This window comes from Nonomuraea solani (genome assembly GCF_900108335.1).
In the GTDB taxonomy this organism is placed as follows: domain Bacteria; phylum Actinomycetota; class Actinomycetes; order Streptosporangiales; family Streptosporangiaceae; genus Nonomuraea; species Nonomuraea solani.
Map to the genome: position 1 here is coordinate 318,706 of NZ_FNVT01000006.1, position 14,681 is coordinate 333,386.

Sequence of the window (14,681 nt, forward strand, 5' to 3'; positions counted from 1 at the left end):
ATTCGTCGGCACCCGGCCGGTGGACGGAATCTTTGTGTTTCGGAATTGACTGTGACCAGACGGTTGCCGTCCCTAAATCACACGCCAATGGGTGACCCCCGAGGTCGGGGGCCACCCACGCGCGGCGATCCGGAAAAGCCGGAACTATCGACGCCTGACCTTGCCGAGAACGTCCACGACCGGCTCGTTGCAGGTGTTGGTGTAACGGACGATCACGGTGTACTTGACGCCCCTCTTCAGGAAGTCCGTGGAGTACCGCACGCGGTCCTCCAGAACCGAGTTCCTGGCGACGCGGGGCTGCGGACGGAGGACCTCAGCGCCCTTCTTCGACAGGAACACGAAGTTGACCGTGCTGAACCTCTTCAGCTTGTCGCCGAACGGGGCCAGGAACGAGTTCCGGCCGAGAACGAGGGTCCTGCCCAGGTTGTCGCCGCCGATGAAGTTCGAGGGCGTGAACCGGCCCCTGCCGACCGTCGTACCGAACAGGCGGACGTAGCCGGGCACCCGGCAGTTCTGCCGCTGCAGCTCGGCCCGGAAGTACCTCTCGGGCGACTTGAACGAGCCGAACCCGTCGCGCTTGCTGCCCGGCTGCCGCTTGACCAGCCAGTCCACGAAATTGACCCCGGCGTCCCGCAGGACCCGCTCGATCGACTCGGGGATGCGCCTGCCCGCGCTGGTCGTGCTGGGAAGCTGCTGGGTCAGGCTCGGGTCACCGGACTGTACGGTGCCGTCGCCCGTGTTCGGCTGGGTCGTGTTGGTGTTGTTGCCGCCGCCCCGGTTGCGGTTGAGCAGCGAGTCAAGGGCCCGGTTGCCGAGCTCCTTGCCCAGGTCCTTGCCCAGATCCTTGAAGAAGTCGCCGAGCCCGGAACCACTGGAGCCGGTGCCCGGGTCCGTCTGCCGCGGCTGAGTGAGCCCGAAGTCGAACGAGCCGCCGCCTGACGAGCCGCCGAAGTCGAACGAGCTGCCCGACCCACCGCCGAACCCGAACGGGTCCGCCGTCTGTGCGTGCGCCGCCCCGCCGGTGAGGCCGCTCCCGACCAGCACACCGCCGACCGCGAGCCCGGCGACCGTAAGACGAAGCTTCGAAGGTGCTCTCACTGTTTTCCCCTTCTCATGGTGACGCGATCGGCGGGTTCGCTCTTTTCTGGAGCCGCCCGGGTTGCCGAAGCGCGTCGGAATGTTTCGTGCCATTCCTGATTACGGGGCTCATCAATGACCATCCAGATGGGGACGTTGTCCATCGCCCCAATGTGTTGACCACACGGGGGCTCACTGGTCATTCAATGGACGGCACTCCGCCCCGCCCCTCGCCGGAATCAGTACGCCGGCCTTTCCTGGCGGTGTCCTTCACCACGGCGCCCATGGAAAAGGGTCGTGCCCGGGTTCCAGAGAAACCCGGGCACGACCCCGACTACTTCCATCAGCGCTCAGTACGTGTTCAGCACTTGTTGCGCAGCATCGCGGCGTCCTGCTCGAACCGGATCTTGTTGCCGGCCTGGCCCCGCTTCGCGGCGATCTTGCCGAACGTCTCCAGCCGCTTGGCGGCCGGTCCGTAGTTCGCGCTGCTCAGCGACTGCTTCTTGGCCATGGCCGCCTGCGTGGCCAGGTTGACCTCGTCGGCGATGTCGTTGATGTTGCCCGGCCGCATGAACGCCACGTCGATCAACGCGGCCTGCACGGCGCGCGGCAGCTTGTCGAAGCTCTCGATGCCCCGGCGCGTGACCAGTTCCTTGGCCTCGTCGTAGGAGACCTCGAACAGCATCGCCACCTGCTCCTCCGTCAGCTCCGTCACCCCGGCCTTGAGGTCGTCGAACGCCCGGCCGGACTTGATGTCGGCCTGCTCCGACTGCGGGCTGGTCTCGCTCAGGATGCGGTTGACGATGGTCCTGGCGTCGCCGCGGCTCATGTTGAAGCCGATCCCGATGGTGACGATGTTGCGGTTCTTGCCCTTCTTGGTCTTCTCGCCGGCGTTGTACGCCTTCGTCCGCGCGCCACCCTCACGCTTGATCAGCATCTGCTTGACGCTGCCCTTGTAGATCGTGGTGAACGGGCAGCGGGCCTGCTCCTCGGTGAGCTCGGTCGTGGCCTGCTCCTCGCCGGTCTCCGTCTCGCCGGGACCCTCCTCGACCTCGTCGGCCTCGACCTCGGCGACGGTCTTGTCGGCGTCGTCCGTGGACTCGGCCTCCTCGGTGTCGCCCGTCTTCTCGTCGTCGGCCTTCTCGTCGGTCTCGGTGCCGGAGTCGTCCTCGGTGCTGGAGTCGTCCTCGGTGCTGGAGTCGTCCTCGGTGCTGGTCTCGTCCTCAGTGCCGCTCTCGTCGTCAGTGGTCTCAGTGTTCTCCGAGGACTCGTCGGATTCGGTGGACTCTTCCCCCTCCTCAGGGTCGTCCGCCTCGTCCGCGACGGTGATCTCCTCCGACTCACTGTCCTCCGCCGGATCGGGCTTGGCGGCGGCGGACGTGAGGGCGTCGCCCTTCTTCGCCGCCGCCTCCGCGACCATGGTGAGATCCGGGTCGTCGTTATCAAGCTGCGCCGTCGCGGCTCCAATGGTGAGCCCCGTTCCGCCGAGCGCCAGCACGCCGGCGAGAGCGGCGTACGTGATGCCGCGCCTTGAGCGAATATGCATGATGAGTGCCTCCGTGAGGGACCTGGGTCCGTTGGACCTTCCTGAAGCCCTGCTTATGGCCCCACACGTTGACCAGCCAGGGGGTTTTGTCCGAGATCGTCCAGTGGCGGCCCGCAACACCCCCGCACACACGGCAACGGAGATCGTCCGTTCCCGCCATCACCTGGCTGGACATCACCGCACATCCGCCGCTCCCGGATTTGTCGGAGTCGATCTTTAGGGTCCCGCTCATGACCGTGATCCCCGATTCCCCGACGGCCTGGGCGCGGGTCCGCGACCTCGTCACCGCCCGCCGAGCCGGCGACCTCGCCGACCACGTACTCGGCCTGAACGGCGACGAGCGCGCCGAGGCGGCGCTCGGGTCACGGGTGGCAGCCGTGTTCGGCGAGGGCGCGGCGCCGTCTAATGGTCCACGGCGCAGGTGAAGGTCGCCTTGTCCGCGTCCGGCGGCTCTTCGGGCAGCACGTACGGATCGGCGGCCTCGAAGTCGACCTGATACCCGAGGTCCTGCAGGGCGGCCACGGTCAACCGGCTGAGCGGCGGCTCCGGGTCGGCCCGCGGCGTCATCAGCTCGGTGTCGAACACGCTCTCCCGCCAGTGCGAGTTCCTGCTCCCCGCCTGCCCCACGTTGGCCAGCGGCACCGGCTCGGCCACCTCCGAGCCGCGCAGCCGCCGGTACTCCTCGATGGCCGTGGCCCCGGTGAAGACGGGATTGTCGGTGTCGAAACCCCGCATGAGGTTCTTGAGCTGCCAGACGGTGGCGCCGAGGCCCAGCGCGTGACCCATCTCGTGGGTGATGACGTGCCGGAGCGAGCCGTTGGCCTCCATCGTGTCCAGGTCACCGACGTCGAAGTACATGTAGCTCAGCGCCGGGAGCAGTGAGCTCGGCCGCGCCGACGCCGGGCGCATCACCAGCGGTTTGGCGGCGCCGAGCACCCCTTGGGGACCGTCGACGCGCATGCCCCACGCGAGGATCCGGAGGTCGTCGATCGGCCTGACGCCGGGCATCAGCATGTCGGGCAGGTCGCCCACGATGACCTGCGCCCAGCGATCGGCCGCGCCCTTGAACGCCGCCTTCTGCGCATCCGACAATCCGCCCAGGAACTGCACCTCGATGGTGAAGGGCGAATCGGTGTCGGCGAGGATCTCCGCCCGTTTCGCGTCGGCGACCGCCTTGTACGTCTCGTTGCCGGTCATGGAGCCCGCTCCCCTCGGTTGCCTGCTCCGTTCAGAGTGAACCGGCGGCGAGCGAAGCGGCTGAGTATCCCCGTACTCAACCCTCAGCGCCGCACTTTCCCGGTCTCCAGCGAGGTCATCGAGACGGAACGGCTCAGGAAGTCGTAGATCACGGCCCGCTCCTGGTCGCCGTAGCCGGCCGGGACGCTGACCGCGCGTCCCGGCCTCGGCCCGCGCACCCGCCGCCCGCCGTACCGACGAGTGGATCAGCCGCGAGCGAGGATGAAGGTCGTCCCCTCGTCCTCGGGCGTCTTCACCACGAGCTCCGTCCCGGCCAGGACCGCGGCGATCTCCTCCGGGTCGCCCGCCCACCCGAGGTACAGCTCGCCGACCAGGTCGCCCTTGGTGTCGAAGGCGCTGTCGTGGCTCTGCGTGTTCCAGAAGACGGCCCTCGGCGGCTCCCCGTCCGCGGTCCGTTCGGCCACCCGCTCCCAGCATCCCGACGTGGTGGGCCAGAGGGCGGGCTCGGCGACGTACCCCTTGGCGGCCAGGCGCTCGAAGGCCCGCAGGATCCGGCACAGGTCGGAGGTCTCCGCGGCCGCCAGGCAGGTCACGATGCCCTCGCCCGGCTCCTGAGGGCCGTTGGCCGCCGCCATCAGCCGCTCCATCGCGGCGTCGAAGCTCTCGTCGTCGTCCTCCGGTTCGTCCTCGGGGACGTGGACCACGAGCCCCTCCCAGGCGAAGGCCGACTGGATCTCCGACTCGAGGCCGCCCCGCCAGCGGACGTCCACGTCCCGGAGCAGGGCTCCGTCGGCCGAGAACGCGTCCGGGACGTCGTCCGGCAGGGTCAGCAGGCCGTATTCGCCCGTCTCGGAGGCGAACTCCTTGTCCGTGACGAGCCGCCGCCCCTTCTCGTCCAAGCGGTCGAGGGCCCGGTAGAAGGCCTCGCGCCGCGACCGCGCGGGCGCGAGCGCCCGTTCCCGCCTGGCCGCCTCCCGCCGGTGGTGCGCGACCACCAGCGCCCACCAGCAGTGCGGATGCCGGAACGCCTCGGGGTCGAGCCGCTCCAGCCCGGCGGCGATCTCCGCGAGGCGGGCCTTGTCGTCGGCGGGACGCTCCGAGCGCGTGTACGCGCCCAGCCGGCGGACGAACTCGGCGAAGGCCGTCAGCGAGGTGTTCACGATCTCGAACTCGGGCCGCTCCCCCTGAGAGAGGAGCACGACGACGCCCTCGCGCACATCGAGGAAGTACAGCATGTCGCCGTCCGGCCCGGTGCCGCCCAGGATCAGGGCCCGGTTGTCTCCGTCCAGCGGAAGAACGGTGAACAGCCCGAGCGGCCCGTCCGGAATGTCGGCCCAGAAGGGCCCGCCCGCGACCCTCGGCAGCCCGGTCTCAGTGAGGAGCACTCGGTCGGTTTCGGACAGTCCGAGTTCGCCGGCCTGCCCGGCGTCCAAGGTGATGACGTCCTCCGCACCTGCGACCATGGGCATTCCCTTCCACATTGGGGGGTTTTCGGATGGTGCGTTCAGTATGTACGATCACAGGCGAAGTGGAGGGGAGTACTCCTTCGCGGCCGCGTCGTCATCACGGACCCGCCTCGGGGCCCGGTGCGGTCGGTCCGCGTGATTCGCGGGCGGAGAAGACCTCCGACGGACGTGTCAACGCCAAGTCGGAGGAGCTTTCATGCCCCCACCCATGTCTGTGCCCGCCTGGCTGTGGGCGGCGACCATCGCCACCCTGCTGGGTCTCGTTCTCCTCGATCTGGTCATCGTCAACAGGAGACCCCACAAGGTCACGATCGCCGAGTCGGCCCGGTGGATCGCCTTCTACATCGGCTGCGCCATCGCTTTCGGCGCGGGCGTGTGGATCTTCGGCGGCGATGACCACGCGGCCTCGTACATCACCGGCTACATCACCGAGTACACGCTGAGCGTGGACAACCTGTTCATCTTCATGCTGATCATGGCGAACTTCGCCGTGCCCGCGATCCACCAGCACCGGGTGCTGCTCATCGGGATCATGATGGCGCTGGTCATGCGCGGGATCTTCATCGGCGTGGGCGCGCAGGCCGTACAGAACTTCAGCTGGATCTTCTGGCTCTTCGGCGGCATCCTCATCTACACCGCGTGGAAGTTCGCCTTCAACAACAACGAGGAAGAGGACTACGACCCCAACGGCGGCGTCGTACGGCTGGTGCGCAAGATGTTCCCGGTCACCGACGACTATCACGGCTCACGGCTGACCATCAAGCAGGACGGCCGCCGCCTGCTGACCCCGATGTTCATCGTCATCATCGCCATCGGCGGCGCGGACCTGGTCTTCGCCGTCGACTCGATCCCCGCCATCTTCGGCATCACCCAGGACGCCTACCTGGTCTTCGCGGCCAACGCGTTCGCGCTGATGGGGCTGCGACAGCTTTACTTCCTGCTCGGCGGCCTGGTGGAGAAACTCGTCTACCTCACCTACGGCCTGGCCGTCATTCTCGGCTTCATCGGCGTGAAGCTCGTGCTGCACGCCCTGCACGAGAACGAACTGCCGTTCATCAACGGCGGCGAGCACGTCACCTGGGTCCCCGAGATCAACAACTGGGTCTCGCTGGCCGTCATCGTCACCGTGCTGGCGGTCACGACGGTGGCCAGCCTGGTCAAGTCCCGGCGCGATGAGCGCCAGAGCGCCGAGCCTCTCGACCAGGCGCGCAACTGACCAGCGGAGCGTGCCGGGCGGCGGGCCTCAGCTCGCCGCCTTCTTCAGCAGCTCGCCGATCCGCGCCTCGTCGTCGGCGGTCAGCTTCGTCAGCGCGAAGGCGGTCGGCCACATGGTGCCGTCGTCCAGGTTCGCCGGGTCGTTGAAGCCGAGCGTGGCGTATCTCGCCTTGAACTTGTACTTGCCCTGGAAGAAGCAGACGATCTTGCCGTCCTTGGCGTAGGCGGGCTGCCCGTACCAGAGCTTCGAGGTGAGGGCGGGCGCGCTGGCCTTGACGATGGCGTGGATCGTCTCGGCGAGGACGCGGTCGTCGTCGGGCATCTCGGCGATCTTCTCGAGCACCTCGGCCTCCGGGTCCGCCTTGGCGCCGCGCCGCGCGGTCTTCTTCAGCTCCTTGGCGCGCTCCTTCATCGCGTCGCGTTCCTCGTCGGTGAAACCGTCGTACTTCTCGGTGGAGTTCTTCTCGGTGGAGTTGTTCATGGCTGTTTTCCTTTCAGGTAGATCAGGCTGCCGTGGGGGCCAGTGACGCGGCCTCCCAGGCGAAGCCGTCCGGGTCGGTGAACGGCCCGGCGTCGCCGCCGAGCACGAGGCGGTGCGAGCCGGTGCCCTCGATGGGGACGCCGACGTCCTTGGCGAGGGCGCGGCGGCCGTACAGAGCCAGCTTGACGGGGCTCGACGGTGTGGCGAACTCGACGTACTTGCGGCCGAAGCTCTTCGCCACGGCGAGGCCGCGCTCGACGTAGAACCGCCTGCTCGCGGCCACGTCCGCGGCCCCCAGCAGGAGCACGATGTCGTCGATCTTGCCGGTCGCCGGGCCGGTGTCCTTCTTGGCCGACGTCGCGACCTTCCAGATCGTCCCGTCGGGAGCCTGGACGACGCCGCCGACTCCCCAGAACGACTTGGTGACGGGCTTCAGCGGCGTGGCGCCGGCGTCGAGGGCGGCGCCGACGAGGGCCTGGACGTCGGCCGGCTGGGACACCGTCAGCGACATCGAGAACCCGCGGAAGCCGGTCGTCGGCGCCTCCGAGGCCCGCAGGAGCACCTGGGTGTCCAGGCCGAAGGCGGTGTAGAAGCGCTGGGCGGCCGTGACGTCGGCCACTTCGAGGGTGACGGATGCGATGGAGGTCATGACAAAGACGTTAGTTGCGGCTCTATGACCTGCGCTTCTCGATTCCTGACCGGTCTGGCGACCTGCTTGGTGACGCACGACGGCATGCCCGCCGTGGCGCCCGCCACCATGCGCTGGTACGTGCTGGGCGGCATGCCGACCAGTTCGGTGAAGCGGGTGCTGAACGTGCCCAGCGACGAACAGCCGACGGCGAAGCAGACGTCGGTGACGCTGAGATCGCCACGGCGCAGCAGCGCCATCGCGCGCTCGATCCGCCGCGTCATCAGATAGCTGTACGGCGACTCGCCGTAGGCGAGCCGGAACTGGCGGCTGAGGTGCCCGGCCGACATGTTGGCGCCGCGGGCGAGCGCCTCGACGTTCAGCGGCTCCGCGTACTCCCGGTCGATCCGGTCGCGGACGCGGCGCAGCCGCGCGAGGTCGCTCAGGCGCTGTGCGGCGGCACGTGCGTGCCCCCATGAGGGGTGACACATGACAGGACTCCCTTCTACGACCGGCCGCTCAGCGGACTTCCTGGATGCGGATCAGGTTGCCCGCGGGGTCGCGGAAGGCGCAGTCGCGCACGCCGTACGGCTGCTCGGTCGGCTCCTGGACGACCTCGGCGTTGCCGGCCTGCACCTTCTCGAAGGTGTCGTCGAGGTTCCGGGTGGCCAGCAGGATCCAGCCGTAGGTGCCCTTGGCCATCATCTCGGCGATGGTACGGCGCTCGTCCTCGGTAATCCCGGGGTCGGCCGCCGGCGGCGCCAGCAGGATGGACGTGCCGGGCTGACCGACGGGGCCGACCGTGATCCAGCGCATCTGGCCGTGCCCGACGTCGCTGCGTACCTCGAAGCCGAGGATGTCGCGGTAGAAGCCCAGGGATGCGTCCGGGTCTTCGTGCGGGAGAACGCTGGTGTGAATCGTGATGTCCATGGCCATAACGGTAGCCGTGGCCCTGTGACCGGCGCTTCTCGGTTCCTGCTCGGTTCGGTGGGGTTTTGGCCGGGGCCTCGCGCCGATCAGCGGAAGTCGGTGATGCGGAGCACCGCCATCATGTCCGTCGCCCGGGAGCCGGTCGAGAAGGAGGCTTCCGCGCCGACCCAGCCGCGGAAGGCGCCCGAGTCGTCGATGATCTGCATGAGCGGCTTGACGTGCGAGTTGCCGGTGTAGCAGAACTCACCGCGCTCCATCGCCAGGCAGGTGCACCAGTGCCACAGGGTGTCGCGGCGGTCGGTCTTGGAGATCGTCGTGAGGTAGTACTGGATGGAGCTGATGTTGGCCTTCGTCCCGCCACCGTATTTCGGGCATCCGCCGGACTTCTGGCAGGCGCCGTTCGAGGACGGCTGCAGGTAGGTCAGGCACGAGGTGCTGGTGGCGCAGGAGCGGAAGGCGGAGTGGCCGAACGGCTGGTTGGCGGAGTTGACGATCGTGCCGCTCGCCCAGCTCGTCAGGTCCTGCCGCAGCGAGCCGGGGAACGCCTTCACCGAACTCATCGCGCGCCGGGTGCCGAGCGCGGCGTTGCTGCCGTAGGCGTAGCCGTGGGTGGCCAGCGAGCTCTGCTTCAGGTCGAGGCGGGCCAGCTTGCCGTCGGAGGACGGCTTGACGTACCACTGCTCCGTCCAGGTCTGGGCGATCTTCCAGCGGATGCTCAGCACGCCGCCCGACACGGTGTACGTCCCGGTGCGGGTCTCGTCGGGAGCGCCGGTGTAGCCCCCGGCGGTGAGGACCTCGCAGGTACGGGGCCGCTTCTGGACACCGCCCGCCTTGGTCGTGCAGCCCGTGTCGGGGACGGTGCCGGTGCGCTGCCTGGCCTGGGGATTACGTTGCCACCACAGATGGAGGGAGGCGGTCACCGTGCCGTTCGCGGCGAAGCGGTAGCTGCCCAGGCGCACCCAGTTCTGCTGGGAGGAGGCCTTCAGATGACCTTGTGAGACGACATAAGTGGCCTTCCCACCCGGTAGCGACGCGGCGGTGGCCGGTTGGGAAGGCATGAGTGTGAAAGCGAGCACGAAGGAGAGGATGGCCGCTGCGGTGCGCAAAGAAAGCTCCCGGTGGCTTACGGGCTTGACCGATAGTCCGCAAGCCACCGTATTCGGTCCGTACCGAATACGTCACCCAAACCAACGGTTGGAGTCACAATCCTCGGCTATCGGGCCCACATGGGGCCGAGGTACGCGCCGCCGGTGGCGTCGATCACGTTGCCGGTGACCCAGCGGGCGTCGTCGGAGGCGAGGAACGCGACGGCGTCGGCGATGTCGGCCGGCCGGCCGATCCTGCCGAGCGCGGTCAGCCCCGTCAGGACGGTCCTGATCTCGGGGTCGCGCAGGGTGTCGGTCACGTCGGTGTCGGTGGCGCCGGGGCTGACCGTGTTCACCGTGATGCCGCGGGCGCCGAGCGCGTTCGCCAGCGTGCGGCTCATGACCTCCAGGGCGCCCTTGGTCATCGCGTACGCGATCTGGTACGGCAGGGCGACCCGCGTGGCGAGCGAGGAGATGTTGACGACGCGCCCGCCGTCGGCCATCAGCGGCAGTGCCGCCTGGACGAGGAACAGGGGCGCCTTCACGTTGATCGCGAACACCTCGTCGAACTGCTCGGGGGTCAGCCGATCGACCGACCCGGCCCGCACCGTTTCCTGGTTTCCGCAGGCCGCGTTGTTGACCAGGATGTCCAGCGACAGCCCTTGCAGGCCCGCGGTCAGGCCGGTGAGCAACGTCCGCACGTCGCCGTCCGTACCGAATTCCGCCCGGACCGGAAACGCTTCACCACCGGCCTGCTCGATCGCGGCCACCGTCTCCTTGGCCGCCTCGGCGTCACGGCCATAGTGCACCGCCACCAGCGCACCGTCACCGGCCAGCCGCTGAGCGATGGCCCGGCCCATCCCCTTCGAGGCGCCGGTCACCAGCGCGGTCTTGCCCTTCAGGTCCGTCATTTCGGTCTCCCGTATGTGTGAGGCGATGACCACGAGCGTGACGGAGCCCGCTCACCACCCACTCACCACCCGCACACCGCCCCTTCACCGGCCATCGGCATCCAACCGAGCCAGGTGGTCACTCTCACCGGCCGTCGACCTCAAGCGCGGCCAGGAACTCGGTGGCCTCGGAGGCGGCTGGGCGGTCTCCGTATTCGTGCGCGATGGCGCGGGCCTGCCGGTAGTGGGCGCGGGCCTCATCGGTGTCCCGCTCGGCCTCCGCGATCCGGCCGAGTCCGATGAGGATCCGGCGGCGGGTCAGCGCGGCGCCCATCGACGCCCGTCCGCAGCCGCGCAGCGCCCGCTCGTACAGCTCGCGGGCGACCGGCAACTCGCCACGCAGGCGCGCGACGTCCGCGAGCCCGCGCAGGGCGCCGGCCTGGGTTTCGGGCGTTCCGGTACGGCGGGCGAACTCGGCGGCCCGCTCATACTCGGCGCGCGCGGCAATCAGCCACCCGACGTCGGCCACCCTGCTGACGTCCCTGCTGACGTCGGCCAACCCGTCGGCGCCAGCCACCCCGTCGGCGTCGGGCAGCCCGTTGGCATTGACCAGCCTGTCGGCGTTGCTGACGAGCAGCCTGGTCAGGTCCTCCACCGCGCCCAGCCGTCCCGCCAGGTCAATGGCCTCAGCCAGCAGCGCGGCGGCCCCCGTCTCATCCGCGACCCCGATCACCGGCCCCAGGTCCATCCCATCCGCGACCCCGGCCAACCGCTCCAGATCCCTCTCGTCCGCGACCCCGGCCAGTTGCTCCAGGGCGGTGAGGATGCCCCACCGGTCTCCGGTCGCGCGGAACCCCTCCAGCGCGGCGCGGAACGCCCGCCCGGCGGCGGCCCGCTCACCATCGAGAAGACTCGCAACCCCTGACTCCAGGAGGGCGAACGCCCGGGACCACGGATCGGCAAGGACCTCCCCACCCCCACTGGGGCCGTTCATCATGAATCGCAGCACCCGCAGGAACGGGTAGCGCAACCGCCGATCGGCGAGCCGCTCCAGGTGGTCGCGCAGCCGCCGGTCGTGCGTGTTGTCGGCGACTGCGGCATGCGCCAGGCACAGCACGTACTCCTCGTCGAGCCCGGCGGGCGGCTCGTCGCCGATCGTCCCGAGCAGCCGGGCAGCCACCGCGATCCGCTCGCCGGGCAATCCCCGTAGTTGCCCCTGCCACGACAGGGCGGCGAGCAGGCGAAGGGCGAGCACGGGGTCGGCCGCCGCCGCCCAGTGGAGGGCCGCGTGCAGGTTGCCGCGTTCGGCGTCGAGGCGGGCCAGCCATTCCACCTGGTCAGGGCCGCGCAGGTGCGGCTCGGCGGTCTGGGCCAGGTCGAGGAAGTACGCCGCGTGGGCCGCCCGCACCTGTTCCCGCTCGCCACCGTCCAGCCGTTCGGCGCAGAACTCGTGAACGGTCTCCAGCATGCGGTACCGTCCCGCACCCGCCTCCACCAGGGACTTGTCGACGAGATCGGCGAGCAGTTCGACGGCCTCGCCCTCGGAAGGACCGCACACCCGGGCGGCCGCCTGGAGCGCCGCGCCGCCGCTGAAGACGGTCAGCCGGGCGGCCAGCTCCTGTTCGGGACGGCTCAGCAGATCCCAGCTCCACTCAACAACCGAGCGGAGTGTACGGTGCCGGGGCGCCGCCGACCGATCCCCCCGCGACAGCAGCCGGAACCGGTCGTCCAGCCGGGCCTCGACCTCTTCCAGCGTCAACGACCGCAACCGCGCGGCCGCGAGCTCGATCGCCAACGGCAGCCCATCAAGCGCCCGGCAAACCCGCAGCACCGTCTCGGCATTGGCGTCATCGACCACGAACCCAGGCCGCACAGCAGCGGCCCGATCAGCGAACAACCGCACCGCCGCCGGGCCACCGCCGTCCAGGGACAGTGGTGGGACCGGGTGCAGCGTCTCTCCGGTGAGGCCCAGCCGCTCTCTGCTGGTGACCAGGATCCGCAGGTCAGGGCAGGCCGCCAGCAACCGGCGGACGAGCGCGGCGACCTCGGTGACGACGCGCTCGCAGTTGTCCAGGACGAGCAGCACCCGCCGCTCGGCCAACCCCGCGACCAGGCGTTCCACGGGGTCGAGCGGACCGGACAACGCGGGCACCAGCCCGGCCTCGCGCAGGCCCAGCGCGTTGATCAGCGCCTGCGGCACGGCCGCACCGTCGGCGAGCGGCGCCAGATCGACGAAGCGGACCTCGCCCCACTCCCTCCGGCCGGACCCGCCCCCCTCCTGCCCGGCGGCCTCGGCCGGTGCCTGTGTGGCGGCCTCGATGGCCAGGCGGGTCTTGCCGACGCCGCCCGGCCCGGTGAGGGTGACCAGGCGGTGCTCGGCGAGCAGTGCGCGGACGCGTTCGAGGTCGCCGTCGCGCCCCACGAAGCTGGTGAGCTGGGCCGGAACGCCTCCTCTCACGCCAACGGGCGAAGGCCCGGCGCGCAGCAGGGCCAGGTGCACGCCGCCCAGCTCCGGCGAGGGATCGACGCCGAGCTCCTCCGCCAGGGTGCGGCGCGCGTCTTCGAAGACCTGGAGCGCCTCGGCCTTGCGGCCGCTCCCGTACAGGGCCCGCATGAGCTGCCCGCGCGGACGTTCCCGCAGCGGATGCGCCGCCACGATCTGCGGCAGCTCCGCCGCCAGGTCCCGGTGCTCACCGCCCGCCAGCCGCGCCTCGGCCAGGTCTTCGAGTACGGCGACCCGCGCCTCCTCCAGCCTGGCCGCCTGCTCCCCGGCGAAGGGCGCGTCGATGACGTCGGCCAGCGCCGGCCCCCGCCACAGGTCGAGGGCCTCCCCCAGGAGCCGGGCGGCGCCACCGTGGTCTCCCAAGGCGAGCGCCTGCCGTCCCGAGCCGGCGAGCCGCTCGAACCGGTGCACGTCGATGTCGCCGGGATCGACAACAAGCCGGTATCCGGCGGCCCCGAACTCGATGCCCCCGAGCCGGCGCCGCAGCCGGGACACCTGGGACTGCAGGGCGTGCGCGGCGTCGCCCGGCGCCTCGGGGCCGTACAGGCCCTCGGCGAGCAGTCGCACGTCCACGGGACGGCCCGCGTGCAGCAGCAACATCGCCAGCAGCGCCCGCAGTCGCGGCCCGCCGACGGCGATCGCCTCGCCGTCGGCGGACCACACGCCCAAGGCTCCCAGAACACCGAATCGCATGATTTATACGGCGATGGGGAGGTCCGTGCGCCGGTGCAGGGCTTCGGCGGCGCTGATGAGCATGTTGGTGGCGTGGCCGAGCAGCGGGTTCGGGTCGGTGGCGCGGCACGCGGTGAACACCCTGCGGATGTGGGAGGTGTCGCCGAGCCGGAACACGCACACGTCGTGCGACTCGATCATCGCCAGCTCGGGCACGATCGCCACCCCCAGCCCCTTGCGTACGAGCTCGAAGGGCAGGTTGTAGTCGTTGGTACGGAACAGCACGTCGGGGTCGAAGCCGCTGGCCGCGCAGATGTGCGACAGGTTGAGCGAGGCGTCCATCCCCTCGGTGTAGGAGATCCACCGCTCGGCGGACAGTTCGCCGAACTGGATGCGCTTGCGGGCCGCCAGCCGATGACCGGGCGGCACCAGCACATAGAGCGGCTCTTCCATGATCAGCGTCATGTTCAGGTCCTTCGGCCGGCTGTGCGGCACCATGCCGTACTCGAAGACGACGGCCAGGTCGAGCCGCCCCTCGTTCACCGCCGGGATGGTCCTGTGCGGGTCGCCCTCTTCGTACCGGATGTCCACGTTGGGCCGGTCGCGGAGGAACTCGGCCAGGACGGCGGGCACCAGCCGGAATCCGGCCGACCAGAAACTGCCGAGCCGCAGCCGCCCCCGGTGGGCGGAGGCGAAGGAGCGCATCTCCTCCTCCGCCGCCTCCAGGTCGGCCAGCAGCCGGGCGGCCTTGCGGGCCAGCTCGGCCCCCGCCGCCGTGGGCCGGATGCTGCGCGGCAGGCGCTCGAAGAGCTGGACGCCCAGCGTCCGCTCCAGCGAGGAGACCTGCTGCGAGATGGCCGACGGAGTGAAGCCGAGTCGCTTGGCGGCGGTCCTGAGCGAACCGGTGGCGACCACTTCACGGATGGCCTGCAACTGGGCCGGGGTGAGCATCGACTCAACTTAACAGTCGGGCACCGAGCATCACCAGACC

The 14,681-nt window shown here is 69.7% G+C and carries 15 protein-coding genes; 2 read left to right on the plus strand and 13 right to left on the minus strand.

The genetic code is table 11. The features are described from left to right. Nucleotides 1–144 precede the first annotated feature (144 nt). The gene (locus C4V41_RS24295) at nucleotides 145–1,098 is read right to left on the minus strand and encodes a hypothetical protein (protein WP_103958212.1); all 954 of its coding nucleotides are present in this window, start codon (nucleotides 1,096–1,098) and stop codon (nucleotides 145–147) included. 340 nt (nucleotides 1,099–1,438) lie between these two features. After that, nucleotides 1,439–2,623: a lysozyme family protein gene (locus C4V41_RS24300; protein ID WP_103958213.1), complete on the minus strand. Its 1,185-nt coding sequence runs from the start codon at nucleotides 2,621–2,623 to the stop codon at nucleotides 1,439–1,441. A 230-nt stretch (nucleotides 2,624–2,853) separates the two neighbouring features. Between C4V41_RS24300 and C4V41_RS24305 the strand changes: the two genes are divergently transcribed. Continuing rightward, nucleotides 2,854–3,048: a hypothetical protein gene (locus tag C4V41_RS24305; RefSeq protein ID WP_103958214.1), complete on the plus strand. Its 195-nt coding sequence runs from the start codon at nucleotides 2,854–2,856 to the stop codon at nucleotides 3,046–3,048. Here C4V41_RS24305 and C4V41_RS61980 read toward each other — a convergent pair. The 3 genes from C4V41_RS61980 to C4V41_RS24315 form a co-directional block, all read right to left on the minus strand. Then, nucleotides 3,026–3,820, minus strand: a complete 795-nt coding sequence (locus tag C4V41_RS61980; RefSeq protein ID WP_160150375.1) for a leishmanolysin-related zinc metalloendopeptidase — start codon at nucleotides 3,818–3,820, stop codon at nucleotides 3,026–3,028. The two genes, C4V41_RS24305 and C4V41_RS61980, sit on opposite strands and share 23 nt — an antisense overlap. An 83-nt stretch (nucleotides 3,821–3,903) precedes the next feature. Then, nucleotides 3,904–4,038 (minus strand): hypothetical protein, encoded by a 135-nt coding sequence (locus C4V41_RS65370; protein WP_268808644.1) that lies wholly within the window; start codon nucleotides 4,036–4,038, stop codon nucleotides 3,904–3,906. A gap of 27 nt (nucleotides 4,039–4,065) precedes the next feature. Continuing rightward, on the minus strand, nucleotides 4,066–5,283 hold the full coding sequence (locus C4V41_RS24315; RefSeq protein ID WP_160150376.1) for an SUKH-4 family immunity protein: 1,218 nt from the start codon (nucleotides 5,281–5,283) through the stop codon (nucleotides 4,066–4,068). 199 nt (nucleotides 5,284–5,482) lie between these two features. Between C4V41_RS24315 and C4V41_RS24320 the strand changes: the two genes are divergently transcribed. Further along, complete coding sequence (locus tag C4V41_RS24320; RefSeq protein ID WP_235030353.1) at nucleotides 5,483–6,502, plus strand: TerC family protein; 1,020 nt, start codon at nucleotides 5,483–5,485, stop codon at nucleotides 6,500–6,502. A gap of 27 nt (nucleotides 6,503–6,529) precedes the next feature. Here the strand turns inward: C4V41_RS24320 and C4V41_RS24325 are convergent, their stop codons facing one another. From C4V41_RS24325 to C4V41_RS24360, 8 genes are all read right to left on the minus strand, one after another. Next, complete coding sequence (locus tag C4V41_RS24325) at nucleotides 6,530–6,982, minus strand: iron chaperone (protein ID WP_103958218.1); 453 nt, start codon at nucleotides 6,980–6,982, stop codon at nucleotides 6,530–6,532. A 22-nt stretch (nucleotides 6,983–7,004) separates the two neighbouring features. Further along, nucleotides 7,005–7,631 carry a VOC family protein gene (locus tag C4V41_RS24330; protein ID WP_103958219.1) on the minus strand — a complete coding sequence of 209 codons (627 nt, stop codon included), beginning with the start codon at nucleotides 7,629–7,631 and terminating at the stop codon, nucleotides 7,005–7,007. After that, nucleotides 7,628–8,101 carry a helix-turn-helix transcriptional regulator gene (locus tag C4V41_RS24335; RefSeq protein WP_103958220.1) on the minus strand — a complete coding sequence of 158 codons (474 nt, stop codon included), beginning with the start codon at nucleotides 8,099–8,101 and terminating at the stop codon, nucleotides 7,628–7,630. Before C4V41_RS24335 ends, C4V41_RS24330 begins: the two co-directional genes overlap by 4 nt. A 28-nt stretch (nucleotides 8,102–8,129) precedes the next feature. Further along, the gene (locus C4V41_RS24340) at nucleotides 8,130–8,540 is read right to left on the minus strand and encodes a VOC family protein (protein ID WP_103958397.1); all 411 of its coding nucleotides are present in this window, start codon (nucleotides 8,538–8,540) and stop codon (nucleotides 8,130–8,132) included. Nucleotides 8,541–8,626: 86 nt separating this feature from the next. Further along, nucleotides 8,627–9,616, minus strand: coding sequence for a hypothetical protein (locus C4V41_RS24345; RefSeq protein WP_146103764.1), 990 nt, complete (start codon nucleotides 9,614–9,616; stop codon nucleotides 8,627–8,629). A 137-nt stretch (nucleotides 9,617–9,753) separates the two neighbouring features. Next, entirely contained in the window at nucleotides 9,754–10,536 is a 783-nt protein-coding gene (locus C4V41_RS24350) for an SDR family NAD(P)-dependent oxidoreductase (RefSeq protein WP_103958222.1), read from the minus strand. A gap of 124 nt (nucleotides 10,537–10,660) precedes the next feature. Then, nucleotides 10,661–13,711, minus strand: a complete 3,051-nt coding sequence (locus C4V41_RS24355) for a BTAD domain-containing putative transcriptional regulator (RefSeq protein ID WP_146103765.1) — start codon at nucleotides 13,709–13,711, stop codon at nucleotides 10,661–10,663. A 3-nt stretch (nucleotides 13,712–13,714) separates the two neighbouring features. Next, nucleotides 13,715–14,641: a LysR family transcriptional regulator gene (locus C4V41_RS24360; protein ID WP_103958224.1), complete on the minus strand. Its 927-nt coding sequence runs from the start codon at nucleotides 14,639–14,641 to the stop codon at nucleotides 13,715–13,717. Nucleotides 14,642–14,681: the final 40 nt, after the last annotated feature.

Coding starts and splice junctions, on each gene's coding strand:
- C4V41_RS24300 (WP_103958213.1), bottom strand. CDS start 2,623: ATGCATATTCGCTCAAGGCGCGGCATCACGTACGCCGCTCTCGCCGGC.
- C4V41_RS61980 (WP_160150375.1), bottom strand. CDS start 3,820: ATGACCGGCAACGAGACGTACAAGGCGGTCGCCGACGCGAAACGGGCG.
- C4V41_RS24315 (WP_160150376.1), bottom strand. CDS start 5,283: ATGGTCGCAGGTGCGGAGGACGTCATCACCTTGGACGCCGGGCAGGCC.
- C4V41_RS24340 (WP_103958397.1), bottom strand. CDS start 8,540: ATGGACATCACGATTCACACCAGCGTTCTCCCGCACGAAGACCCGGAC.
- C4V41_RS24305 (WP_103958214.1), top strand. CDS start 2,854: ATGACCGTGATCCCCGATTCCCCGACGGCCTGGGCGCGGGTCCGCGAC.
- C4V41_RS24335 (WP_103958220.1), bottom strand. CDS start 8,101: ATGTGTCACCCCTCATGGGGGCACGCACGTGCCGCCGCACAGCGCCTG.
- C4V41_RS24360 (WP_103958224.1), bottom strand. CDS start 14,641: ATGCTCACCCCGGCCCAGTTGCAGGCCATCCGTGAAGTGGTCGCCACC.
- C4V41_RS24350 (WP_103958222.1), bottom strand. CDS start 10,536: ATGACGGACCTGAAGGGCAAGACCGCGCTGGTGACCGGCGCCTCGAAG.
- C4V41_RS24325 (WP_103958218.1), bottom strand. CDS start 6,982: ATGAACAACTCCACCGAGAAGAACTCCACCGAGAAGTACGACGGTTTC.
- C4V41_RS24320 (WP_235030353.1), top strand. CDS start 5,483: ATGCCCCCACCCATGTCTGTGCCCGCCTGGCTGTGGGCGGCGACCATC.
- C4V41_RS24355 (WP_146103765.1), bottom strand. CDS start 13,711: ATGCGATTCGGTGTTCTGGGAGCCTTGGGCGTGTGGTCCGCCGACGGC.
- C4V41_RS24330 (WP_103958219.1), bottom strand. CDS start 7,631: ATGACCTCCATCGCATCCGTCACCCTCGAAGTGGCCGACGTCACGGCC.